23 protein-coding genes and 2 pseudogenes are annotated in these 25,989 nt (G+C 31.8%); 17 read left to right on the top strand and 8 right to left on the bottom strand.

The genetic code is table 11. The features are described from left to right. The first annotated feature begins 87 nt into the window (after positions 1–87). From AC0L5U_RS04950 to AC0L5U_RS04935, 4 genes are all read left to right on the top strand, one after another. Positions 88–321, top strand: coding sequence for a glycosyltransferase family 2 protein (locus AC0L5U_RS04950; RefSeq protein ID WP_473414968.1), 234 nt, complete (start codon positions 88–90; stop codon positions 319–321). Positions 322–341: 20 nt separating this feature from the next. Further along, entirely contained in the window at positions 342–956 is a 615-nt protein-coding gene (locus AC0L5U_RS04945; protein WP_473416171.1) for a glycosyltransferase family protein, read from the top strand. Positions 957–1,118: 162 nt separating this feature from the next. Next, positions 1,119–2,129: a glycosyltransferase family 2 protein gene (locus AC0L5U_RS04940; RefSeq protein WP_473414967.1), complete on the top strand. Its 1,011-nt coding sequence runs from the start codon at positions 1,119–1,121 to the stop codon at positions 2,127–2,129. Next, complete coding sequence (locus AC0L5U_RS04935) at positions 2,126–3,148, top strand: glycosyltransferase family 2 protein (RefSeq protein ID WP_473414966.1); 1,023 nt, start codon at positions 2,126–2,128, stop codon at positions 3,146–3,148. Before AC0L5U_RS04940 ends, AC0L5U_RS04935 begins: the two co-directional genes overlap by 4 nt. 223 nt (positions 3,149–3,371) lie before the next feature. Here AC0L5U_RS04935 and AC0L5U_RS04930 read toward each other — a convergent pair whose 3' ends face one another. The 4 genes from AC0L5U_RS04930 to AC0L5U_RS04915 all read right to left on the bottom strand — a co-directional run bounded on the left by AC0L5U_RS04930 (position 3,372) and on the right by AC0L5U_RS04915 (position 7,368). Further along, positions 3,372–4,592 (bottom strand): hypothetical protein, encoded by a 1,221-nt coding sequence (locus AC0L5U_RS04930; protein ID WP_473414965.1) that lies wholly within the window; start codon positions 4,590–4,592, stop codon positions 3,372–3,374. A gap of 310 nt (positions 4,593–4,902) precedes the next feature. Beyond that, on the bottom strand, positions 4,903–6,390 hold the full coding sequence (locus AC0L5U_RS04925; RefSeq protein ID WP_473414963.1) for a TonB-dependent receptor: 1,488 nt from the start codon (positions 6,388–6,390) through the stop codon (positions 4,903–4,905). 71 nt (positions 6,391–6,461) lie between these two features. After that, entirely contained in the window at positions 6,462–6,986 is a 525-nt protein-coding gene (locus tag AC0L5U_RS04920; RefSeq protein WP_473414962.1) for a hypothetical protein, read from the bottom strand. A gap of 4 nt (positions 6,987–6,990) precedes the next feature. Next, positions 6,991–7,368, bottom strand: coding sequence for a hypothetical protein (locus AC0L5U_RS04915; RefSeq protein WP_473414961.1), 378 nt, complete (start codon positions 7,366–7,368; stop codon positions 6,991–6,993). A 91-nt stretch (positions 7,369–7,459) separates the two neighbouring features. Between AC0L5U_RS04915 and AC0L5U_RS04910 the strand changes: the two are divergent. Next, a pseudogene (locus AC0L5U_RS04910) lies at positions 7,460–8,490 on the top strand (threonine aldolase family protein). Positions 8,491–8,493: 3 nt separating this feature from the next. Here AC0L5U_RS04910 and AC0L5U_RS04905 read toward each other — a convergent pair. Next, positions 8,494–8,816, bottom strand: a pseudogene (locus AC0L5U_RS04905) (YbaB/EbfC family nucleoid-associated protein). Positions 8,817–8,968: 152 nt separating this feature from the next. On the opposite strand from AC0L5U_RS04905, the gene AC0L5U_RS04900 reads away from it, so the two are divergent. The 3 genes from AC0L5U_RS04900 (at position 8,969) to AC0L5U_RS04890 (ending at position 13,645) form a co-directional block, all read left to right on the top strand. Continuing rightward, a complete protein-coding gene (locus tag AC0L5U_RS04900; protein WP_473414959.1) occupies positions 8,969–11,035 on the top strand; it encodes a S9 family peptidase in 2,067 nt (688 codons plus the stop codon). A gap of 76 nt (positions 11,036–11,111) precedes the next feature. Then, positions 11,112–12,152: a PLP-dependent cysteine synthase family protein gene (locus tag AC0L5U_RS04895; RefSeq protein WP_473414958.1), complete on the top strand. Its 1,041-nt coding sequence runs from the start codon at positions 11,112–11,114 to the stop codon at positions 12,150–12,152. 233 nt (positions 12,153–12,385) lie between these two features. Continuing rightward, positions 12,386–13,645: an aminotransferase class I/II-fold pyridoxal phosphate-dependent enzyme gene (locus AC0L5U_RS04890; RefSeq protein WP_473414955.1), complete on the top strand. Its 1,260-nt coding sequence runs from the start codon at positions 12,386–12,388 to the stop codon at positions 13,643–13,645. A gap of 98 nt (positions 13,646–13,743) precedes the next feature. Here AC0L5U_RS04890 and AC0L5U_RS04885 read toward each other — a convergent pair whose 3' ends face one another. Continuing rightward, positions 13,744–14,220 carry an OsmC family protein gene (locus AC0L5U_RS04885; protein ID WP_473414952.1) on the bottom strand — a complete coding sequence of 159 codons (477 nt, stop codon included), beginning with the start codon at positions 14,218–14,220 and terminating at the stop codon, positions 13,744–13,746. A gap of 147 nt (positions 14,221–14,367) precedes the next feature. Continuing rightward, a complete protein-coding gene (locus tag AC0L5U_RS04880) occupies positions 14,368–14,703 on the bottom strand; it encodes a winged helix-turn-helix transcriptional regulator (protein ID WP_473414951.1) in 336 nt (111 codons plus the stop codon). 115 nt (positions 14,704–14,818) lie between these two features. On the opposite strand from AC0L5U_RS04880, the gene AC0L5U_RS04875 reads away from it, so the two are divergent. The 5 genes from AC0L5U_RS04875 (at position 14,819) to AC0L5U_RS04855 (ending at position 19,174) form a co-directional block, all read left to right on the top strand. After that, positions 14,819–15,808 (top strand): zinc-dependent alcohol dehydrogenase family protein, encoded by a 990-nt coding sequence (locus AC0L5U_RS04875; RefSeq protein ID WP_473414949.1) that lies wholly within the window; start codon positions 14,819–14,821, stop codon positions 15,806–15,808. 11 nt (positions 15,809–15,819) lie between these two features. After that, complete coding sequence (locus AC0L5U_RS04870; protein WP_473414947.1) at positions 15,820–16,689, top strand: DUF4437 domain-containing protein; 870 nt, start codon at positions 15,820–15,822, stop codon at positions 16,687–16,689. Continuing rightward, positions 16,686–17,483 (top strand): SDR family NAD(P)-dependent oxidoreductase, encoded by a 798-nt coding sequence (locus AC0L5U_RS04865; RefSeq protein WP_473414946.1) that lies wholly within the window; start codon positions 16,686–16,688, stop codon positions 17,481–17,483. The genes AC0L5U_RS04870 and AC0L5U_RS04865 overlap by 4 nt, the downstream gene beginning before the upstream one ends. Further along, positions 17,484–18,407: an LLM class oxidoreductase gene (locus AC0L5U_RS04860; RefSeq protein ID WP_473414943.1), complete on the top strand. Its 924-nt coding sequence runs from the start codon at positions 17,484–17,486 to the stop codon at positions 18,405–18,407. Positions 18,408–18,661: 254 nt separating this feature from the next. Then, positions 18,662–19,174 (top strand): 3'-5' exonuclease, encoded by a 513-nt coding sequence (locus AC0L5U_RS04855; RefSeq protein ID WP_473414942.1) that lies wholly within the window; start codon positions 18,662–18,664, stop codon positions 19,172–19,174. A gap of 87 nt (positions 19,175–19,261) precedes the next feature. Here the strand turns inward: AC0L5U_RS04855 and AC0L5U_RS04850 are convergent, their stop codons facing one another. Beyond that, a complete protein-coding gene (locus tag AC0L5U_RS04850) occupies positions 19,262–20,419 on the bottom strand; it encodes a THUMP domain-containing class I SAM-dependent RNA methyltransferase (RefSeq protein ID WP_473414941.1) in 1,158 nt (385 codons plus the stop codon). Positions 20,420–20,579: 160 nt separating this feature from the next. Between AC0L5U_RS04850 and AC0L5U_RS04845 the strand changes: the two genes are divergently transcribed. From AC0L5U_RS04845 to AC0L5U_RS04830, 4 genes are all read left to right on the top strand, one after another. Next, positions 20,580–21,311: a class I SAM-dependent methyltransferase gene (locus AC0L5U_RS04845; RefSeq protein ID WP_473414940.1), complete on the top strand. Its 732-nt coding sequence runs from the start codon at positions 20,580–20,582 to the stop codon at positions 21,309–21,311. Positions 21,312–21,379: 68 nt separating this feature from the next. After that, entirely contained in the window at positions 21,380–22,054 is a 675-nt protein-coding gene (locus AC0L5U_RS04840; protein ID WP_473414939.1) for a ZIP family metal transporter, read from the top strand. Positions 22,055–22,172: 118 nt separating this feature from the next. Then, positions 22,173–22,601, top strand: coding sequence for a DUF4268 domain-containing protein (locus tag AC0L5U_RS04835; RefSeq protein WP_473414938.1), 429 nt, complete (start codon positions 22,173–22,175; stop codon positions 22,599–22,601). 98 nt (positions 22,602–22,699) lie between these two features. Further along, positions 22,700–25,966, top strand: a complete 3,267-nt coding sequence (locus AC0L5U_RS04830; RefSeq protein WP_473414937.1) for a cytochrome c biogenesis protein — start codon at positions 22,700–22,702, stop codon at positions 25,964–25,966. Positions 25,967–25,989 lie beyond the last annotated feature (23 nt).

The raw sequence follows: 25,989 nt of genomic DNA, 5'->3' as shown, positions 1-25,989 counted from the left end.
TTAAAGTTATTTAAGTTATATTATCGATTTTTTAATGCTTTGATTTGTTATTACTTTATTTTTAGATTTTAAAATCAATCTTTATATATGAAGCTTAGTGTATTAATTCCTATGTACAATGCTAGTAGTTATATTAGTAATTGTTTAAATAGCTTAATTAACCAAAATTTATCTGAGAATGAATATGAAATCATCATAATTGATGATGAGTCAGCAGACGATTCAGTTAAAATAGTTGAGGGATTCATGGCAAATCATTCAAATATTTTCTTATATAAAGAAAAAATTCTGGAGCATATTCTACAAGGAACAAGCTATTAAAACTAGCTAAAGGAGATTATATTTATAATTTAGATGCTGATGATTATATTGTTGATAATTGTTTGGACAAGTTACTTACTACAGCAATAAATGAAGATTTAGATATATTAGCTTTTAACACTATAGAAACAGAAGATTTGGGTTTACATAAATCTTCTAATACTAATAATTTAAGTGATTATTCTGTAATTAATGGTGTAGAGTTTTTTGAGAAACATAAAGATCATCGCGTAGAAATTTGGTGGTATATTATTAAACGAGATTATTTTAATGAAGTAGGATTGTATTTCGATAAAGGTGAGTATTTAGTTGACATGCTGTTTACATTCAGAATATTTTTAAATGCTGAAAAAGTAATATACTTGCCATTAGATATCCATAGATATGTATATGTTCCAAATTCTATAATGAATAGTGAAGACGAGCATCATTTAAGAAAGCTTATAGAAGAATTTGTAAGTGTAATATGTAGATTAGAACTTTTAGTGCAAAACATATTAAAGGAGGATAATTATAACCCCAAAATAGTAAAAAACATATCTTTTAAAAAAACAAGTAGTACATACTTTATGTTTTTAAAGCTTATAAAATCAAAATTGTCTATTAAGGAAATAAACAATTTGCTAAAAAATTAGAAGATAATAACTCTTATCCGATGAGAGGGTTTATTGGAGAAAGATATAATAGTTTGAAATTTAAACTCACATATTTTATTTTTAATAATAAGTATTTGTTTTTTTACTTCTTTATCCTTTACGATTACTTTACAGATTTAACCTAATAAAAATATATTAGTTGTGAGCATAAAATTGAGTGTTTTAATTCCTATGTATAATGCCAGTAAGTATATTGGTTATTGTTTGGAAAGTTTAATTAATCAAGATTTACCAAAAAGTGAATACGAGGTTGTTATTTTAGATGATGGTTCAACAGATAATTCTTTTGAACTAGTATCAAAATATGCAGAAAAATATCAGAATATTGTACTTCATTCTCAAAGTAATTTAGGAGAGTCTTCAACAAGAAATAAATTGTTGAGTATGGCGAAAGGTGATTATATATATAATTTTGATGCTGATGATTATATTGTTAATAATTCATTGAAACGAATTTTAAACATTGCAATAGAAACTGATGCGGAGATTATTGGTTTTAAAACAGTAGTGACTAATAGTTTAAATGATGTTACTTTAAAAGACGAAGAGTTTGATATACAGAAAGAAACTGGCCTAAACTATATAGAAAATAATCGAGACATAAGAAATGAAGTTTGGTGGTACTTTATAAAAAAATCCTTTTTAGATAAAACGAAAATTAAATTTGGTAAAAATGAATTCAATTCAGATGTTGTCTTTACACTTGACTTAATTATAAGAGCAAATAAATTTGTTTTTTATCCGGCATCAGTTCACAGGTATATTCAAACACCAGATTCTGTAATGAGACATGGCGATTTTCAAAAGAGACTTATGCAAATTAAAAATATGTTTTTGTCTATTTTTGAAATTAGTAAATTTATTAATAACCTAATAGAAGAAAACCCTAATCATTACAGAAAAGCAATTGTTAATATTAAGTCTCGCAGAGATAAGTTGTCGTTTTTTACTTTAATTAAAATGATTAGAACTAATCCTGATTTAGAAGCACTAAAACTGAAAATAAATCAACTAAAAGAATATCAAGCTTACCCTTTAAAAAACTTTATTGGAGAAGAATATAATTCCATCTTGTATAAATTTTTGATTAAAATTATAAATAATGAGAAAACCTTATATTTTATAACACGAATCTATTCAAAATTTAAATGATGAAATTAAGTATTATAGTTCCTGTATACAATGTAGAAAAATATATTGAAAGGTGTTTGGATAGTTTACTGCATCAAAATTTAGATTCAAGTGATTATGAAATCTTACTCATTAATGATGGTTCTCAAGACAATTCACTAGAAATTTTAAATGAATACTCTGAAAAACATTCTAATATTAAAGTCTTTAGCCAAGAGAATAAAGGTTTAGGAGCAACTAGGAATATTGGGATGGAATTGGCAAAAGGAGATTATATCTATTTTATTGATTCTGATGACTATTTAGCTAACAATGTTTTAGATAAAATGATTTCTTATGCTTATAAGAATGAATTAGACGTTTTAACTTTTTTATCTACAACAACTAATGATTTTAACCTAGAGGAGTCTACTACTAAATCATTAGAAAAATTTTCTCAAAGGTCTATAAATGGTTACGAGTATATTAATGAATTCGGATATAGAAATGAGGCTTGGTGGTATGTTCTTAAAAGAGAATATGTAAAAAAAATAGAGATTAAATTTGTTGAAGATAGATGGTTAGAAGATGCGATTTTCACAATTACTATTCTATTGAAGGCAAATAAAATTTCTAACTTACCAATTGATGCTCATAGATATATAAAAAGAGTAGGCTCAATAATGAGTACTCAAAGTGAAGAAGATAAGTTAAAAATGATTTATGCTATGGTAGAAGTTATAAATGGTTATAACCCTATTATAAATAGCATAAAAAACCTGGAAAATAATTTAAACGCTAAAGTTGTTAATCGCTTAAAACAACAACAACAATCATTTGTTTTCTTTATGATGGTAAGAATGTTGCGTTCAAATATAGAATTTAAAGAAATAAAATCCACCTTGCAACTTATGAAAACTAAAGGGGCTTATCCTTTGGATTCTTTTATAGGTAACGATTATAATAAGTTTGTCTACATTCTCTTATCTAGATTATTTAATAATAAATATATATTCTTTTCCCTTTTTAAAATGTTTAATCCTATTCTTAAGAGAATTTAAATACATAGTTTTTTTAGTAATCCCACCATTATACTGTATTAGAAAATTAAACCTTTTTTAAGAGCTACTAAAAAAGTGATAGAGGAGTGTGCGTTTTTGAGATTTATATCGTCATCTCTTTTATAAACCAAAACTAAATAGAGTATAGAGAAGTCTTTATTACAAAAAAGAAGAGGCTACCATTTGGTAGCCTCTATCTATTCTTTTATTGAGATTGGTTATTCTACCAATATCTACATTTGCTGTAGTATCTACAGAACCAGTGTCTGTAACATTTGTTATCTGGCTTTACATACTCACAAAGTTCGCCACCATCGGTACTAGTACCACTTACTACATTAAATACTCCTTTTTCGTATCCAGGACCGATTTTAGTCCAACAGTTAGTATTGATTTTAGTGTAATAACAATGTCCAATTTTGATGTAAATATATCTACCAAATGATCCATCACTATTTTTACCGTTAAGAGTGAATTTTTCATGTGGTGCTAATTCTTTATCAAATATTTTTCTAGCCCAACATTGTCCATCTATTTTTTGGTAAACTCTTACTCTTCTTTTTCTACACCAATCAAATTCTAAAGTTAATTCATCAACATCACCTTTACAATCTTGACATTCTTCAATAGGCTCTAAGTTGAAATTAAAATCCATTATAAATTTTCTTTCTCCATCTTTGGTTAACCAACCCCAAGTACTTAAGCCATCCATGTCTTTATTAGCAGCATCAAATAATCCTGCACCTTTTCCAACTAATACTCCTAAGTGTGGTGTGTTACCATCTTCTGGATCTGGTCTTTGTTCAACTCCAAAAGTACCTTCTTCTAAACAATCTCCTGATGCAGATATTGTACTTCTTGAAGAATCAATAACATAATAATCAAGAATTGTTGGATCTATATCAGTACAATCGTTTGTCTCATTTTTATGAGAACCTCCGTCTGCAACAAAACCATCCCAGTCTAATTTGTTTTTAAGCCAAACGTTAACCGTTACAGTACAAGATCCAAGAACAGTTTGTCCTTTGATATTTGCTGTTCCGTTTTCATACGTTGTAAAAGTTAATGCTTTATCTTCAGTTGAAGCAAAATATCCATTATTCCAATCTGTTGGATGACTTGGCCACCAAAAGTTGGCAGTTGGTTGAATACCATCACAACGATTTAAGTTGATAGCTTTGTACTTTTGTACAACTTTAGGGCCATCAGATTTAGATAAGCTTGCTAAATCAAAACTTAAATCTGATGAAGTATCAACTAGATTTTCACTTTCGTTGTCAAATTCTAGTGTTGCATCTTCTTCTCCGTCAGGAACGATGATTTCATCTTCCATTGATTCCTCAGTTACCTGAGCTTCTTGTTCTTGTTCTGCTGTTACCGCTTCGTTTTGACAAGCGAAAAACATTACTGCTACACCAAGTAGCATTAGTAGATTTTTTTTCATGATTTTAAATTTGTGTTTATCAGATTAATAGTTAACTGGGTCAAATTTATAAAAAGAGTTATATCACCTATTAAATTTTTGTTAAAACCGATATTTTTTCGATTAATAGATTAAACCCAACTTTTTAGGGTTCAATAGATTAAATACGATTTTTTTAGATAAATCGTAAGTTTTTACGTTAAAACCACAGTATTCGTAAAGATTTTAGATACAATTTACATTTTGTCGATAGAAGTGAGATGAATATTGACTTATTATAGATTATTGAATAAATCAATAATAATACTATGGAATTTTAAAAGGAATATCATTAATTAACAGCAAAGGTGCTAACACCATGCAATGGTATACCAGATTGTGAAACACCTTCAATCTCAATTAAATAATCACTTTTAGAATCACTTGTAAAAAAAGAAACTTCCTGAGCACCTTCAACAGTTATGATAATTTTAGGTTCCCAATGTAACGTAGTTCTAATATCTGGTTTGCTTGCTTCTTCAAAACCTATTAGATGGTCTGGTGCATAAAACTTTTTAGCGGTATAGAATCCTTGTGCAGGAAAATCTATAATACCAGGCTTTCGTTTTACATTTCTAGAAAAGTTTATATTACCCGTTTTAGAATAAATTGCTACAACACCATTTCCACTATTTGGATAAAAAGCTGCATCTGCACCTTTCAATACATCAATAAAAGATACTTCATTGGCTTGAAGTGTTAATAAAAAATCTATATCTACTGGAAATTTATCTAGAAGCACCAAAGGGCTTCCTGTACCTCCTCGTATAGATATGCTATCATTGTAAGCATTAACTCCTGGGACGGTTGCTAATAAATCAAAAACTGTTTGCCCATTGTCTGTAAAATCTGTTTCAAGATCTAATCTATTAGTAGGATATCCATAATCAGTTTGATTATTCATATTTTCTATCCGCTTTTCAAAATCTTCTTGCCTTTTTGCAGTAATAGTTACTTCTTCCAATTGTTGTATTTGTTGATCAAGCTCAAAATTTAATTGTTGTATGTATTTCGTAATCTTTATATAGTTTTCTAGTTGTAAATCGGAAGACATATTGTTTTTATAAATCTTATTCCTGTCTACTTTAGGACGTTCTTCATTCTGATTAATCAAAATAAGTATGTTTCTGTCTGTGTTTTTTTTAGATTTAAAATTGGTTAGTCTTGATTCAACTATGGTTTGAATAGAATCAAAAAAAATATAAGGTCCAAATTTAAAATCACCTTTTGAACTAGATTGTTTAATTGGCTCTTGAACAATGTTTTTACTATAAAACGTTAACCTTGTTGGAGCAGCTACTGGCCCATATGGTTTTTTTAAGCGTTTTGTTTTTCCTGAAATATATATCCCTTTTTCAGCTTCAAAAGTGTTTTTTGAATTTTTGTATAGTAAGTCTTTCCAAGTGAAGCGTCTCCAGCCATTAGTAAGCATTACTAAATCTAGTAGGTAACGTTTTCTATTATCTATGTCATCAAAAAAATATCCAGGATTTTCAACTTCACCCCTTAAATCTGAATTTAACAATAAATATGTTTTAATGTTTTTATTGAATTTGTTATAAGGAAATGCATTTAAGTCTCTTACACTCATTGACAAATAACTAGGGAGCGTTTCACCATTTTTGTTTTTTGATGTAATTTGAATGGTTTGTTGTTTTCTAGTTCCTAAAACCTCTTTATCTTTTTTAATTTCAATTACACCTTCATTATTTTCATTAATAACAAATACTAAGCGTTCACAAACTGGATTTCCTGAGGAGTTAAATAGCGTAACATGCACTACACCATCTTTTAAATTATCAATAGGGATTTTAAGTGTGTAATTGTTTTTTATATTGGGTTCAAACTTGTTTAAAATTTGTTTTCCCTTTGGTGAACCACAAGGTAAGTATTGTTTAAATTCAGAGTTTCACTAGATTTTACATTTATTATCAAATGATTCCCAGTATTAATTACTCCTAAAGTATGACCATTTGGTAACACTTTGGGTAAAGGATATTTGTATTCTATGCCGTTTACCTCTAGTTGAGCAAAATATGTGGTTTCTGGCTCAGGGCTTATTGTAAAAACACCCAGTCCAAACTTAGAAGTACTGAAATCTGAAATTACATCATTTTGAGTGTTCATAATTTTACCAGAAAAAGTAATGTCTTTTAAGCCTACATTTTTTACTTTAATAGCAACTTTGCTTCTAATGTTTTCTACCAACTCTCCTCCCTCTGGAAAAAACTGTAAGTCAGGTTTTATTTGATGAAAATTAGTGTTCGGACTTACATCTTGAGGTTTTACTAATGCTAATTTTAAACTATCAGCTTTATCAGTAGACCAAATATTAATTTCTTTTTTAAAAAAATAATCAGGACTATTATTTCTCATATAATTAGTGTAGGCCCTCAAAAGATATTTTCCAGATTTCCAGTTTTTTTAATTTTAAAATCTCCAGCAACAGAAATAGCATTTGTAAATAACTTTTTTTAGAGACTAAGCTATCTTTTTCATCAATTAGTTCAACATGAATTACCCAACTTTTGTTACTTTTTTCATGGGTAATACCGTCAACTAAGTAACTTGTAAACCATATGGTTTCATCTAATGAGTAAAAAGGCTTGTCAGTATGAATATATATCTTTTCTGGAGAATTTGCTGTGCTATATTCTTCAAGTTTTTCATCTACTAATTCAGTAAAGTGATTTTGGAATATTAAAGAAAAAGAACATAATAAAATACATAAGATAGAGAAGGTGGTAATCTTTTTCATTAAATAAAGTTGTAATTTTTAAAGTTTAAAGATAAATCAATAAGTATTGTTTTTTCAAATTATAGTTTAATTTTAACTATTTAAATTTTTTATGATAATAGACCTTAGAAGTGATACAGTTACAAAGCCATCAAAAGCAATGTTAGAAGCTATGTTTGATGCCAAAGTTGGCGATGATGTATTTCGAGAAGATACAACTACAAACATCCTTGAACAGCGCGTTGCCAAAATGTTTGGTAAAGATAAAGCGTTGTTTTTTCCTAGCGGCACTATGGCAAATCAAACTGCTATAAAATTACATACAGCTCCTGGAGATCAAGTGATTTGTGATAAATATGCTCATATTTATAATTACGAATCTGGTGGAACCTCATTTAATAGTGGTGTGTCCTGCAAATTAATTGATGGGGGCAGAGGTATGTTTACAGCTCTGCAAGTTGAAGAAGCTATAAATCCAGATGCCTATTATTATAGTAAAACAAGTTTGGTTGAAATTGAAAACACAACAAATAAAGGTGGTGGTGCTTGTTGGGACATAAATGAGATATCTAAAATCAGAAAAGTTTGTGAAGCTAACAATCTAGGTATTCATTTGGACGGTGCACGTTTATGGAACGCTTTAGTGGCTAAAAATGAAATTTCTGAACAATATGGAGATTTGTTTGATACTATTTCTATCTGTTTTAGTAAAGGTTTGGGCTGTCCTGTAGGTTCTATTTTGGTTGGAGATTCTGAAATAATGAATGAAGCTATTAGAATAAGAAAGGTTTTTGGTGGTAACATGAGGCAAACGGGTTATTTGGCTGCAGCTGCACTTTATGCTTTAGATCATAATATTGATAGATTAGAAGAAGACCATAAAAAGGCCAAAGAAATAGGAGAGGAACTAGCTAAATTACCTTATATCAAGACGGTTGAGCCAATTGAAACCAATATTGTTGTTTTCGAATTGAATAGCGATGTAGATGAATCTCAATTTATTCAAAAATTAAAAGAAAAAAATATCCTAATAATTGGAATGGGGGTAGAAAACTCAGAATGGTAACTCATATAGATTATACTAACAAAATGCATGAAAAAATGATAAGTATGTTGCAGAAAATTAATTTTACTAACGACTAACAACTATTTAAACATATCCATCCCAGGAATATTAGGCATGCCTTCTTTGGCAACTGCGGCTAATTCTGCTTCATTAATACTAGTTGCTTTTTCAATAGCTTTATTTAACGTTAGAATTAAATAATCTTCTAATTGCTCTTTATCTTCTAGCAATTCATCATCAATTTCAATAGACTTTATAGTTCTGTTGGCGGTTAAAGTAACTTTTAACTTATTGTCATTACTTGCCTCATCAACTAAAACAGTATCTAAACGCTTTTTAGTTTCTTCAACTTTTTTTGGGTTTCTTTAAGTTTTCCCATCATACCCATCATATCTCCGAACATAGCTTCTTGTATTTAAAACATTTGTTTAGCTAAATTATTAAAATAAACAATAGTTTAATAACAAATTTTATTAAAGTGAATAAACAAGTCGCTATTTTAATCTTTAGCATTATTTTTGCGCATTCGTGTAAAGAACAGAACGAGATGACGATATGAGTGTAATAAGTATACCTAATCCACCAATAGTAAATAAAATTCCAAAAGAATTAACCATTCATGGAGATACTAGAATTGATAATTATTATTGGTTAAATGACAGAGAAAACCCAAAAGTTATTGATTACTTAAATGCTGAAAACGCCTATACAAAAGCGATAATGAAGCATACCAAAGAATTTCAGAACAATTTATTTGAAGAAATGAAGGGTCGTATCAAAGAAGACGATACTTCAGTCCCCTATAAATTAAATGACTATTGGTATCAAACACGATTTGAAACAGGAAAAGGTTATCCGATTTACGTTCGGAAAAAAGAAACATTAGAAGCGCCTGAAGAAACATTGTTTGATTGTAACAAAATGGCAAAAGAGCATGCGTATTTTAAACTAGGGGGCATCTCAATAAGTCCAGATAATACTATGGCTGCTTTTTCAACAGATACTTTAAGTAGGAGACAGTATACTATTCAAATTAAAAATATTAAGTCTGAAGAAATTTTTATTGATAAAATAGAAAATACAACAGGAAGTATTACTTGGGCAAACGATAACAAAACATTGTTTTATGCTAAGAAAGATGACACAACATTACGCTCGTATAAAATTTTTAAGCACGTTTTAGGCACTAATTCTAGTAAAGATGTTGAGGTGTTCCATGAAAAAGATGATACGTTCAATACATTTGTTTATAAAACGAAATCTAAGAAATATATCGTTATTGGTTCGTCCAGTACTTTAAGTTCAGAATATCGTTTTTTGAATGCTAATACACCTAATGAAAACTTTACTGTATTTCAAAAGCGAACTCAGGATTTAGAATATTCGATAGCACATTATAATGATAATTTTTATATCATTTCTAATGCAGATGGAGCAACCAATTTTAAAGTATCTAAAACACTTGAAACTGCTACAGAAAAACAAAATTGGGAAGATGTAATTCCGCATAGAAAAGATGTTCTTGTTGAAGATATTGAGATTTTTAAAGATTATTTAGTTGTTAACGAACGTGAAAATGGACTCAACAACATAAGAATTATGACTTGGAATGGCAATGAAGATTATAATTTGCTGTTCGATAACGAAACCTATAATGCCTTTATTGGTAATAATCCTGATTTTGATAGCGATAAATTAAGATATGGTTATAATTCCTTAACTACGCCTAGTTCGGTTATTGAATACAATTTAAAAACTAAAACCAGCGAAGTTTTAAAAGAGCAAGAAGTTCTTGGAGGTACTTTTAAAAAAGAAAATTATGAATCTAAGCGTATTTGGGCAGTAGCTAGAGATGGTGTAAAGGTTCCTATTTCCTTAGTTTATAGAAAAGGAATAGTCTTAGATGGTTCAAATCCTTTGTTACAATATGCTTATGGTTCTTATGGCTCAACTATAGACCCATCGTTCTCTAGTATTCGTTTAAGTTTGTTAGATAGAGGTTTTGTGTATGCAATCAGTCATATTAGAGGTGGAGAATATTTAGGACGTGATTGGTATGAAAACGGAAAATTGTTAACAAAGAAAAATACATTTACCGATTTTATAGATTGTTCAAAACATTTAATTTCAGAGGGTTATACTTCAAAAAAGCATTTATATGCGTATGGAGGTTCTGCAGGAGGATTATTGATGGGAGCCATAATAAATATGAATCCAGAATTATATAATGGAGTTTTAGCGGCTGTTCCTTTTGTTGATGTAGTGACCACGATGCTTGACGATAGTATTCCTTTAACAACAGGAGAGTATGACGAATGGGGAAACCCTAATGAGGAAGAATACTATAATTATATGAAATCGTATTCGCCTTATGACAATGTTGAAGGCAAAAGTTATCCAAATATGCTAGTGACAACTGGTTTGCACGATTCTCAAGTACAATATTGGGAGCCAGCTAAATGGGTAGCAAAATTAAGAGATTTAAAGACAGACACTAATAAACTACTGCTGCATACAGATATGGATTCAGGCCATGGTGGTGCATCTGGAAGATTTGAAAGTTTGAAAGATGTTGCTTTGGAATACGCTTTTTTATTAGATTTAGAGGAAATTAGTAACTAAAAAAAAATCCTTATTTTTGCCAAGTTTTAAGGTACTTAATTTATCAAATTCGGAAAGTAGCTTATAAATTACATTTATGAAACATAGAAATAAAGTTTTTGATAATGTATTAGATCTAGTTGGCAATACACCGCTTGTTAGACTTAATAGAATAACTTCAAAATTAAAAGGAAGTTTTTACGCAAAAGTAGAATCTTTCAACCCTGGGCAATCGTCCAAAGATAGAATAGCACTTTATATTATTGAGCAAGCTGAAAAGCAAGGTATCTTAAAACCTGGCGATACCATCATAGAAACTACCTCTGGTAATACTGGTTTTAGTTTAGCAATGGTAAGTATCATCAAAGGTTATGATTGTATTTTGGCCGTAAGTTCAAAGTCATCTGCAGATAAAATTGATATGCTGAAAACAATGGGCGCAAAAGTTTATGTTTGTCCAGCTCATGTTAGTGCAGACGATCCTCGTTCGTATTACCAAGTAGCAAAGCGTTTGCATGACGAAATGAAGGGTTCTGTATACATCAATCAATATTTCAATCAGCTGAATATAGATGCGCATTATGCGTCAACTGGTCCAGAAATTTGGGAACAAACTGAAGGTAAAATAACGCATTTAGTAGCTTGTAGTGGTACAGGAGGTACTATTTCTGGAACAGCAAAATATTTAAAAGAACAAAATCCTGATATTAAAGTTATTGGTGTTGATGCTTTTGGTTCTGTTTTAAAGAAATACCATGAAACTAAAGAGTTTGATGCTAAAGAAATTTACCCTTACCGTATTGAAGGTTTAGGTAAAAATTTAATACCTGCTGCTACAGATTTCGATATTATAGATGAGTTTGTAAAGGTAAATGACGAAGATAGTGCACATACTGCTAGAGAAATAGCAAGAACAGAAGGTATGTTTGTAGGTTATACTTCAGGTGCTGTTACTCAAGCTATCAAACAATTAGGAGAAGAGAAGAGATTTAAAAAAGATGATTATGTAGTGGTTATATTTCCAGATCATGGATCGCGCTACATGAGTAAAGTATATTCTGATAAGTGGATGAACGATCAAGGATTCTTTGATAGCATCCATGAAGAAGCATCACAAAAAATTCAGTACATCAAATAAAGTAAGTAAATCTATACTTTTTAAGAGACAGTTTTTTGCAAAACACGCAAAAAGTTGTCTCTTTTTTTATTTTGTCAATAATTGGAGTGTAAAAATTATGTTCAAACCAGATAAATATTTAATTTTGCACCAACTAACTAAGAACTAAAAACTTCATTTCTAAACATAAAAGAGCAGATAATTATTTGTTCTTTAATTTATGCTTAATTTTAAGTTTATATATTTAATAGTAGATGAAAGATTTATTTGAGAAGATTTACAAAGACAAAGGGCCATTAGGTAAATGGGCAGCCCACGCTGAAGGTTATTTTGTGTTTCCAAAATTAGAAGGAGAAATTTCTAATAGAATGAAATTTCAAGGGAAAGATGTAATTACTTGGAGTATTAATGACTATTTAGGTTTGGCTAATCATCCAGAAGTTCGTAAAGTGGATGCTGAAGCTGCTGCCGAATATGGTTCTGCATATCCAATGGGGGCGCGTATGATGTCTGGTCATACCGATTTGCATGAAAAACTACAAAACGAGTTAGCTGAATTTGTTAGTAAAGAAGCAGCATATCTTTTAAATTTTGGCTACCAAGGCATGGTATCTACCATTGATGCTTTAGTAGCTAAAGATGATATTATTGTTTATGATGTTGATGCACACGCATGTATTATAGATGGTGTTCGTTTACATATGGGTAAACGTTTTACCTATAAGCACAACGATGTTGAAAGTTTAGAAAAAAACTTAGAGCGTGCTACTAAAATGGCAGAACAAACGGGTGGAGGTATTTTAGTAATATCTGAAGGTGTGTTTGGAATGCGTGGAGAGCAAGGGCGATTAAAAGAAATTGTAGCGCTTAAGAAAAAATTTAATTTTAGATTATTTGTTGATGATGCTCATGGTTTTGGTACTCTAGGAAAAACAGGAGCAGGAGCAGGAGAAGAACAAGGTGTTCAAGATGATATTGATGTATATTTTGCAACGTTTGCAAAATCTATGGCAAGTACAGGAGCTTTTATTGCTGGAGATCAAGAAATTATAGACTACTTAAAATACAATTTGCGTTCTCAAATGTTTGCAAAATCTTTGCAAATGCAATTGGTAAAAGGAGCTTTAAAGCGTTTGGATATGTTAAGAACTATGCCAGAGTTAAAGCAAAATCTATGGAAGGTAGTTGATGCATTACAATCTGGATTAAAGGAGAGAGGATTTGATATAGGTACAACACAAAGTTGTGTAACACCAGTTTACTTAAAAGGAAGTATTCCTGAAGCCATGGCATTGGTAAAAGATTTACGTGAAAATTACGGAATATTCTGTTCTATAGTGGTTTACCCTGTGATACCTAAAGGATTAATTTTATTAAGATTGATTCCTACAGCTACGCATACTTTAGAAGATGTAAGTGAAACTTTGGATGCTTTTGATGCTATTAGAGATAGATTAGTAAATGGAACATATAAGCGTTTATCGGCGGCAGTTATGTCTGCAATGGGCGAATAAAATTTCAATTAATAGTAAAATAGTATAAGTCCGATTTTTTAAAAATCGGACTTTTTTTTGTTTATTTAAATTTGAAGGACGAATAGATACTTAATTTTTTATTTAAAAATTATAATTTCAGCATGATGCTCCACAGGAAAATTGCAAGAGTTAGCAATAAAACATAAACTATTGGCTTTGGCATGAAGCGTTTTAGCGAGTACTTCTTTAGAGGCATCTTTTATGGTTACTACAGGATTTAGAGTTACTTTTCTAAAATGTCCACTACCTGATGCTTCTACTTCTAAAATAGCTTCGGCGTTATCTTCATAGTTTAAAACTGCGATGTTATGTTGTGCGCAAACATATAAATACGACATCATGTGGCAAGACGCCAACGCAGATAACAACAAATCTTCTGGATTATAAAGTGTTTCATCTCCTCTAAATGGCTTTGCTGCCGATACTTCTAATGGGGCTTTTTTATTAGCCATAGTAACCACGTGGTTTCTACTAAAACCTTTTGGGTTTTGTGTGGTTTCGTTACTACCTAATTGCCAGTTTACTTTGGCTTTGAAGATGTGGTTGTAGGACATTGGTTTATTTTTTTTAAAGGTACGGAATGGGTTGGATTATAGGTATTGCTTTTTGAGTGGGAAAAATTCTAACTTCGCTTATCTACTGATATAAGTCAATAAAACGAAGTTATATCATTAAAGTTTGTAACATGCTGAACTGAAAACCTACTTCGAAAATTTTTCAACCACAGAATCGCCCCAATCCGCAATAGACTGAATTAACGGAATTAAAGTTTTACCGAAGTCTGTTAGAGAATATTCAACTTTGAGTGGTGGTTTTGAAGTATAAACTTTTCTTTTAATTAATCCGTCTTCTTCTAAAGCTTTTAGTTGCAAGCTTAAAGTCCTTTCAGTAACTGTTGGCATTGATTTCCTTAACTCATTATACCTCAATTTTTCAGTCATTAAATGGTATAGAATAACCGTTTTCCATTTCCCACCAATAATTCCCATCGTTAAACTTGCACAACAAGGATATTCATTCCCTCTAAATTTGAGCATTTTTTGTTCTCCTGTTTCCATAAAATATATACTATCATTTTTGACCGTTATTGCAAAGATAGAATACTATACTTACTTTTGCAACTATAATTTTTATAGTAAATAAAAACAATATATGATGAAAGCAATGACAATTAATGAATATGGAGAAAACGCAACCTTTAATTCCAGAGAAGTTGAAATGCCAACTTTAAAAAGTGGTCAAGTACTTATTAAAATTTCTGCATCGAGTGTCAATACCGTAGATACAATGATTCGAAGTATGGGTGACGATTTGCCTTTTTCGCCTGAAAACCCTGCAATACTTGGAATGGACTTGGCTGGAACAATTGAAAAAGTAGGAGAAGATGTTACCGAATTTTCGGCAGGAGATGAAGTATATGGTTGTGTAGGTGGATTGGGAGACTTGCAAGGAACTCTTGCTGATTATGTTGCTGCTGATAGCAAACTTATTGCACTAAAACCCAAAAACCTATCGATGAAAGAAGCTGCTGCTCTTCCATTGGTTGGAATAACCGCTTACGAGGGTTTAATTCGTTCAAACATAAAAAGCGGTCAAAAAGTTTTAGTACACGGCGGAACTGGTGGTGTTGGACACATTGCTGTACAATTAGCAAAACATTTTGGAGCAGATGTTTATGCAACTTGTGGTGGAGAACATCAAATGGAGATTATCAAAAATTTTGGTGCTGAACCCATAAATTACAAAACAGAACAAGTTGAAGATTATGTAAACAAATACACCAATGGAGTTGGTTTTGATATTGTTTTTGATTCTGTAGGAGGAGAAAATATGCTTAAATCTTTTGAAGCTGCTGCTTTAAATGGTCAAGTTGCATCTACAGTTTCTTTATGCGAACTTGATTTAAGTACAATGCACTTTAAAGGTTTATCACTACACGTAGTATTTATGTTGATACCAATGCTACATAATTTTAAAAGAGAACAACACGGTGAAATTTTGAGTAATATTACCAAAATTGTTGAAGCAGGAAATTTAAAACCTTTACTTGATGAGTATCAATTTTCATTAGAAAACATAGGCGAAGCTTATACAAGACTTGAAAGCAAAAAAGCTATTGGTAAAGTTGTTGTGGAAAATTAAAAAATAACAATATGAATATAAGAATTGCATACACATCTCTTATAGTTACACTTTTATTATTAGTCTCGTCGTGTAATGATAGTAAACGGATTAAAAATGAAACTGAAAATAATATTTCTGAACAGATTCAAAATCCAACGAACAAAGTTCTTTTGAGTTCAGAAATCATTTGGGAAAAATTAAATCCGGCAAGAGGAGACCAAAGTCCACAAGCAGGGACACTTTGGGGAGATAGAAAAGAAGAAGTTGCGACTGGGTTTTTAGCAAAGTTTGTTGACGGATTTTCTTCACCACCACATATTCATAATGCAACTTATAGAGCGGTTGTCATCAAAGGAAGCATACATAATGACGATCCAAAAGCAGCAATTATGTGGATGAAACCTGGAAGTTTCTGGACGCAACCATTAGGCGAATCCCATATTACGGCTTCTAAAGGTGAAAGTATCGCTTTGGTTGAAATAGATAAAGGTCCTTATTTAGTTCAACCTATTGAGGAAGCATTTGACAACGGAGAGCGACCAATCAACATAGATGCCTCTAATTTGGTTTGGTTGAATAGTAAAAAGACAAATTGGATAGATACTGAAAGTAAAGCAGAAATATGTTTTCTTTGGGATGATTCAGATTCCAAAGGACTATTTATAAAGCTTCCAAAAACGTTTAATGGAACAATAAAAACAGATGGAACCGTTTTACATTCCGTTGTCATACAAGGTGTATTGAATTATACCTTACCTCAAAATCAAGAAACCCAAACCCTCGATGTAGGAAGCTATTTTAGTGCAACCGACAAAGCAATTCATGCAGTTTCAAGTGCAGACAATGAAGTTATTTTATACATAAGAACTAACGGAAGTATTAAAATTAATGAACTATGAAGACTATATTAATAACAGGAAGTACAGACGGCGTTGGTAAGTTAACAGCAATAAAACTAGCTGAAAGTGGACATCAAATACTTTTACACGGAAGAAATTCAAAGAAGTTAATAAATACTATTTCAGAGATTAAGAAAAAATCAAACAACGTTAAAATTAGCGGTTTCGTATCGGATTTGTCAGACTTCAGTAGTATAGAAAAAATGATTGCCGAAATATCAAATGAATTTTCATCCATTGATGTTTTAATCAATAACGCAGGGGTTTTTAAGAGCTCTGTTAACCAAAATAAAGATGGGCTAGATATGCGGTTTGCAGTAAACTATTTTGCACCTTACCTGCTTACATACGGATTGTTGCCCATTCTAAAAAACAGCACTTCACCAAGAATTATTAATTTAAGTTCGGCAGCACAATCAACTGTTTCGATAGAAGCATTAAAAGGAAACGAACTAATTTCAAGTAATGAAGCTTACGCTCAAAGCAAATTAGCTTTAACTATGTGGAGTTTCGGTTTCGCAAAAGAGAATTCAGGTATAACAACCATTGCTGTAAATCCTGGTTCTTTATTAAACACAAATATGGTTAAAGAAGCCTATGGCCATCATTGGTCTTCGGCGGACAAAGGAGCAGATATATTATACGAATTAACCATATTAGAAGAATATCAAGAAAGTAACGGAAGATACTTTGATAATGACAAAGGAATATTTTCTGATGCCCATAATGACGCTTACAATCAGGAAAAAATAAATCAATTAATTTCTGAAACGAACAAAATTTTAAACTCATAGATGAATGTTTATTCTAAAATAGCATCCAAAGGCAAATTAACCTTGGGATTGGTGTTTCCATTAGAAGCGTATAGTGGTTCTATTGCAAAAATGGAAAATCAAGAACAGCTTGCCAAACGAGCAGAAGCATTGGGTTTTAAAGCACTTTGGTTTAGAGATGTCCCTTTTAATGATCCAAATTTTGGAGATGCTGGACAATTGTATGATCCTTGGATTTATATGACGCATATAATGAATAACACAAAGGACATTGCTTTAGCTACAGGAAGTATTATTTTGCCTTTGCGTCATCCAGTACATACCGCAAAATCAATTAATAGTCTTCAAATACTTTCAAACAAAAGATTGGTTTTAGGTGTAGCATCAGGCGATAGACCCATAGAATATCCTGCTTTTAATCAAAACTTGGAAAATAAATCTGAGTTATTTAGAGATAGCTTCTTCTACATAAAAGCGTTACAAGGAGACTTTCCAAACTATACTTCAAAATTTTATGGAAGCACAAATGGTGGCGTAGACTTACTGCCAAAATATTATAAAAGAACACCAATGCTTGTAACTGGACATTCTGGACAATCATTAGACTGGATTGCAGAGCATTCAGACGGTTGGTTATACTATCCAAGAGATTTCAAAACACTACAAATGGTAATGTATCAATGGAGAGAAGCATTGTCTAAAGCAAAAAAAGATTGGAAACCCTTTATGCAATCCTTATATGTCGACATCACTAAAGATTCAACGGTTAAGCCGACACCAATTCATCTTGGATTCAAATCGGGAACCGATTATTTAAATGCGCATTTGAAGCTATTAGAATCATATGGTGTAAATCATGTCATCCTGAATCTAAAATACGGTTCAGGGCCAGCAGATAAATTGATAGAAGAGATTGGCGAAAAAATCCTACCTAATTTTTCTTAACACCAAAAAACGAACTGAATAAAACTAGTTGCCAATAACGTATATAGCATATTGTCAAAGTCGTTTAAAGACTATTCACGAAGTTCTAGCACTAAACGCTTTTTACTATCTTAGTAACAAATGGCAACGTGCCATATACAATAACGATTAACACAACACCCAAAACAAGAAGATTAATTGTTATGCAAAACTGATTAAATATTAAAACCAAACTAACAACATAAATCCATAACTTCAAGCTCAAAATCAAAACCATGTCAAACACTTTCGCCGCCATAGACTTTGAGACCGCAAGAGGTCATCATATTTGTTCTGTGGGTATTGTAACGTTTAAAGATGGTGTTATTGTAGATGAATTTCATGCGTTAATACAACCGCCAAATAACGCTTATAATTGGCACAATATACAAGTGCATGGTATTACTGAGGACGATACTCGATTTGCTCCTAATTTTAGAAGTATATACCCTGAAATTAAAAAACGTATTTCTGGTATTACCACCGTAGCACACAACGAATCTTTTGATAGAGGCGTTTTACTTAAAACGATGAATGATTATAATATTCCACACACCGATTTAATAATGCAACAACGTTGGGAATGTACTCTTAAAATTTATCGTATAAAAGGCTATAAACCTGCAAAATTGGATGCGTGTTGTAAAGTGCACAATATTGCTTTAAAACATCATGATGCGCTATCTGATGCGCGCGCATGTGGGAAGTTGTTTTTAATTGCACAGTTTGAGAGGTTGCCATTTTTTTAACGGTAAGCTTTGTCATTTCGACGAAAGGAGAAATCACACATGCGATATTTGATTGATATTACGAGATTCCTACGTTCACAGGAATTATTATTTCATATACTTCCCCTTTTTACTCCCTTCATACATCACATACTTAACCAAACGTGATTCTAATTTAGCATTATAAAGTTGTATTTTTCTTGAAGGTCGCAATCCTACATGCTTTAAGGCATCTAAATTTGATGTAATAAACCACGCATCTGTACCTGGGTAGTTTTGTTTTAGGGTATCGCCAATGTTGGCGTAAAACTCTTCCATGTCGATATTTAAACGCTCGCCATAGGGTGGGTTAAATACCATATGTAATTTGTTGTCGCCGCCTTTTTGGGTTTTAAAGAAATCTTCGTGTTTTACGTCTATAAAATCTTCTAGCTGGGCGTTTGTTACATTTTCTTTGGCTTTGTTTACAGCGCTTGGTGCTTTATCGTAGCCTGTGATTTTATGATGGAAATCTCGAGTTTTTCCGAGTAAGGATTCTTCTATTTTTTCAAATAATTCTACATCCCAATCTTGCCAACGCTCAAAGGCGAATTCTTTTCGCATGAGGTTTGGTGGTATGTTACAGGCTATCATTGCAGCCTCAACAAGCATGGTTCCTGAACCACACATAGGGTCCATAAAATCTGATTGCCCGTCCCAACCAGATAACATAATTAGCCCAGCTGCCAATACTTCGTTTATTGGCGCAATATTGGTGGCAGTTTTGTAACCACGTTTGTGTAAGGAATCTCCAGAGGAATCTAGAGAGATTGTACATTTTCTTCTGTCAATATGAACGTTTATTTTTAGGTCAGGAAATTTTAGATCTACGTTTGGTCGTTGTCCGTCGGTATCTCTAAATTTATCTACTATAGCGTCTTTTGTTTTTTGAGCGATGTATAGCGAATGTGAAAATAAATCCGAATGAATTGTTGCATCAATAGCTAAAGAGCCTATTGGTTTTAGGTATTGACTCCAATCCATAGCGTAGATTTTATTGTATAAATCTTGCTCATTATTGACGTTAAACGAATGAATAGGTTTTAAGATTTTTATTGCTGTACGCAATGCCAAATTACATTTGTACATAAAGCCTTTATCGCCTGAAAATGCTACGTTACGCACACCTTTTTTTACGTACATTGCACCTAGTTGTGTAAGCTCTTTTTCTAATAAATCTTCAAAGCCAAATAATGTTTTGGCAACCATATTGAAATTTTCTCCCATTTTTTTCGTCTGATAGATTGCAAAAATAACGTAATTTTGCGGCAATTAACTAGCGAAAGCAGATATTGGGTTAGGGATTGAAGTGGAAAGCCCACAGCGAGGTACGAGCGAGGACTTGTAGCGTAAAGCCCGACCCTTTAGGGTAACCCCAAAATAACACATGATAAAAGAGACTACAAAATGGTTTGCATCGTGGTTTGATACCAGATTTTACCATATTTTATACCGAGACAGGGACGATACCGAGGCGCAGGTTTTTATGGATAATTTGACGAATTATTTGAATTTACCTGAGCATGGAACTATACTAGATTTAGCGTGTGGAAAGGGCAGACATTCAAGATATTTGAATAAGATTGGGTATGATGTTACCGGGATTGATTTGAGTGAAAACAGTATTGATTTTGCGAAACAGTTTGAAAATCATCGGTTGAAATTTGAAGTGCACGATATGTGTAAGCCTTACCATAAAAGGTTTGACGCGGTTTTTAATTTGTTTACCAGTTTTGGGTATTTTGATAACGAAGAAGATAATTTAAATACCATAAAAGCGATTAAGGACGATTTGAACAAGACTGGTTTTGCAGTAATTGATTTTATGAATACTGAATTTGTGCTTGATAACTTAGTGCCAGAAAATTCTAAAACTGTTGATGGTATTAGGTTTAACTTAAAACGCTTTTTGAAAGATGGTTACATTGTGAAGCAGATTAACTTTGTGGACAATGGAGAAACATATAATTTTGAGGAACGGGTAAAAGCGTTTACTTTAGCGGACTTTGAAAAGTTGTTTGAAGCTGCTGGTGTGCATTTATTGGATGTTTTTGGTGATTATAAATTGCGAAAGTTTGATGCAAAAACCTCTGAACGTTTAATTATGATTTTTAAATAAGCGGATAATCGACATTTAGTTTTGTTTACTGTTAATCCTTTTAGTACTAGAATTTAATTGGTGTTTTAATGAATAAATTTTTGTTTCCCATACTTGCAGTTATTTTGGGTGTTGTTATTGCAAAACTCTCCAAGAATAAAAAGACTTGGAATACGAAGTTGCTATTGTCTTTTAGTGGTGCTTTTTTATTGGCGCTAACACTTTTTGAATTATTACCAGAGGTGTACAGTCATTTGGATACTAAAATGACGGGGCTTTTTATAATGCTTGGTATTTTGTTGCAAATTATTTTGGAATTATTTTCAAAAGGTGCAGAACATGGCCATGTTCATATTCATAAAAACGAAACAGCTTTTCCTTGGCTATTGTTTATTAGTTTGTGTATACATAGTTTTTTAGAGGGTTTCCCGATACATGAGCATAATGATATGGTTTATGGTGTTTTGATTCACAAAATTCCTATTGCGGCTTTGGTTAGTGCTTTTTTGTTTCAGTCTAACTACAACACCATACAAATAGTTACATTTTTAGTGGTTTTTGCTGTTATGACACCCTTAGGGACTTTAATTTCTAACACGGCTAATTTAAGTGAGCATTTTGTGCATGGTATTAATGCTATTGTAATTGGTATATTTTTTCATATTTCTACAACCATTTTGTTTGAAAGTGGAGAAGGGCATAAGTTTAACCTTTCTAAATTTGTGTCTATTATTTTAGGGATTGGGATTGCTTATTTTATTTAGAAAAGAAACCTTTTACTAACCCTTTCCGAAGGGGATAGTAATTGATGTGTTGAAAAAGTTGTTTTTTAAGTTTGAGTGTTTCTTCCCTAATAGGGAAGATTAAGATGGGGCTGTTTATATGTTTTCAAAAGAAGAATCAAGAATTTTAAGAGAAGAGTTTTGGATAAGTTTTGGGAAGTCTTTTCCCAGAAAGTGGATTCTGTATGATACTAAATTAAAGGGGCTGAGCCTCAAATTTCATTTTGATACTAAAAAAGCTTTGGTAACTTTAGATTTAGAAGACGATTTGGAATACCGCATAAAACATTGGGAAAAACTCGAAGCTTTAAAATCTATTTTACAGGAAGAATACTTACCTGATGCTATTTTTGAAGAAGAATTTTTTTTAGAAAACGGTAAAGAAATTTCCAGAATTTATGTGCCTCTAGAGCAAAAAGTGTCTATTCATAATAAAAACTCTTGGCGCGATGTTATGGAGTTTTTTAATGAAACTATGAGCTTATTTGAGAGTTTCTTTTTAGAATATAAGGATGTTATAGAAGGGTAGTATTAGCTTCTGTAACTCACTTCTTTATATTTCGTTAAAAACGAAATAAAATAAACATTAATCCGTATTTTTGCACGAGTAAAAATTGAGCAATTATTATGCAAGAGAAACTCGCCAAAATTCTATTTTCTACACGTCTTACCGCTATTTTATTTGTTGCTTTTGCTGTTGCGATGGCAACAGGAACGCTTATGGATAGGCATATGGATACATCTCCAACGCCTTATACTAGAGCATTGATATATAACTCGTGGTGGTTTACTGGAATTATGGTGTTTTTTGTTATCAATTTTACAGGTAATATTTTTAGATTTCGATTATATAAAAAAGAAAAGTGGGCGACTTTTATTTTGCATATAGCATTCATTTTTATTTTACTAGGTGCTTTTATTACGCGTTATGTGAGTTTTGAAGGTATGATGCCTATTCGTGAAGGTGCAACTGCTAATACATTCTTATCTCAAAAAACATATATATCTGGGAATATTTATGGCGATTTTAAAATTAATGGCGTAAGCCAGATGCGAGTTTTTGAGCAAGAAGTAGATTTTTCTCCTCGATTGGATAATGACTTTAAAGTAGAAACAGAGTATAACAAACTACCTATTACAATTGAGCTAGAAAAGTTTATTGAAGGTGCTGAAGAAGATATTATTCCAGATGCAAATGGTGATTCTTATTTAAAATTGGTTGAAGCTGGTACCAATGGCCCACATAATCATTTCTTAAAAGTAGGTCAGGTTTCTAGTATTCATAATATTTTGATTGCATTAAATAAACCTACCAGCGGTGCCATAAATATAACTTATCAAGGCGATTCATTATCAATTCAATCTCCTTTTGAAGGTGAGTACATGACGATGGCTACTAGAGCGAAAGGACAGTTAGTTAAAGATAGTTTACAGCCATTACACCTACGTTCTCGTTATGTTATTGGGAACATGCAAATGGTGTTTCCTAAGCCAGTTGTTAAAGGTGTTTTTGATGTTGTTGAGCAGTCAAAATTATTAAAAGGAAGTAGTGAAAATGGAGTATTGCTTAAAATCACAGCCAATGGAGAAACTAAACGTGTTGGTTTATTAGGTGGACAGTATATCAATAATAATCATAAAGAAATAAAAGTAGGCGGGTTGGAGTTTGCGCTTAAGTATAGCTCTAAACTGCTGGAATTACCATTTTCTATTAAGCTGAATGATTTTGAAGCAGAACGGTATCCTGGGACAGAAAGAAGTTTTTCGGCATTTTCTAGTGAAGTTACTGTAATTGATGAAAAAGAAGGCGATTTTGATTATAAAATCTTTATGAATAATATTCTAGACCATCGCGGATATCGATTTTTCCAGTCGAATTTTGATCCTGATGAGAAAGGGACTGTACTTTCTGTAAACCATGATTATTCGGGCACTTTAATAACCTACATAGGTTATATGATGCTTTACTTTGGGTTAATGGCAATTCTATTTAGCAAAGGTTCTCGTTTTACAGATTTAAAGGAACGTTTAGAAAATGTTAAAGAGAAAAAAGCGAAGTTTTTAGCAGTTTTAATGTTATGTTTTGGTTTGAATGGATTTGCACAAGATGAGCAACATTCAGCAGATGATGGGCATAAGCATAGTGAAATTCAGAAACCAACTAAAAGGCAAATAGATTCTGTTTTAATTGCAAATGTTACACCAAAAGCGCATGCTGAAAAATTTGGACATTTGGTAATTCAAGATTTAAGCGGGCGTATGATGCCCGTGAATACGTATGCTTCTGAAATGCTTCGGAAGTTAAGCAAAAGTGATACTTATGAAGATTTAGATGCTAATCAGGTGTTTTTGTCCATTCAAGAGAGTCCTAGATTATGGTATAATATCCCAATCATTTACTTAAGACCTATGGAAACGGATTCTTTAAGAAATATTATTGGTGTTTCAAAAGAAGGCAAACATTTTGCGCTAGTAGATTTTTTGAATCAAGATGGCTCATACAAATTGGCACCTTATTTGAATGAAGCTTATAGTGCTGCTATTCCCAATGGCTATCAAAAGAAGTTAAAGGAAACTGATCAACGTGTAAGTTTATTATTTAATACTATTGAAGGGCGCTCGCTTAAAATATTTCCAATCCCTAATGATGAGAATAATAAGTGGATTTCTAATTATGACTACCGATTAGAACCAACAAAAATAAGGGATTCATTATATAGTAATTTTGTGAAAAATGGATTTAGAGCTTATTTATATACATTGAATAATGCAAAAAATTCAGGGGATTTCTCTGAGGCTTCAAAATTGCTAGAAGCATTTAAAAAGACACAACATCGTTATGGTGGAGATGTCATGCTAAGTGATGACAAAGTAAAAACTGAAGTGCTTTATAATAAATATGATATTTTTAAAAAGCTTTATAAATGGTTTATGTATGCTGGTACTTTGATGTTTGTATTTTTAATTATTCAAATATTTAATAACAAAAACAAAGCTATAAATATTACAGTAAATGTTTTCAAATATATCATTGTAGGTTTGTTCTTATTACATACAACAGGATTGATTGTGCGTTGGTATATTTCGGGGCATGCACCTTGGAGTGATGCCTACGAATCTATGATTTATGTAGCTTGGTCTACAATGTTGTTTGGTTTAATTACAGGTATTACTAGAGGGAAATCATCTGATTTAACCATAGCAGCATCGGCGTTTGTAACCTCAATGATTTTAATGATTGCACATTGGAATTGGATGGATCCTGCAATTGCAAACCTGCAACCCGTTTTAAATAGTTATTGGTTAATGATTCACGTTGCAGTTATTGTAGCAAGTTATGGTCCATTTACCTTAGGAATGATTTTAGGAGTTGTGTCTTTATTTTTAATGGCTTTTACTACTGAAAAGAACAAGAAGATTATGGGGCTTAATATACAAGAGTTAACCATAATTAATGAAATGGCGTTGACAGTCGGTTTAGTAATGCTTACCATAGGAAACTTCCTAGGAGGTATGTGGGCTAACGAAAGTTGGGGGCGCTATTGGGGTTGGGATCCAAAAGAAACTTGGGCATTAATCAGTATTATGGTGTATGCATTTGTAATTCATATGCGATTAGTTCCTGGATTACGTGGTAGATGGTTTTTTAATTTGATGTCAATTTTCGCTTTTGCGAGTATTTTAATGACCTATTTTGGTGTGAACTTTTATTTAGCAGGACTGCACTCTTATGCTAGCGGAGACCAAATTGTAAGTATTCAATTTATTCTAGGAGCTTTAGTAATTTGGGCTATCTTAGGTTTTTTGGGTATCGTGGATACGCTAAGTATTATCAAAAGTAAATTTTTAAATAAGAATACTAATCTCGTTCACTTTTGTTGTATTTGCAGTTAACTATCATATTATAATTCAATAGT

This window comes from Jejuia sp. G7-7, from assembly GCF_055808955.1.
This window is presented reverse-complemented; position numbering and strand designations above follow the sequence as displayed.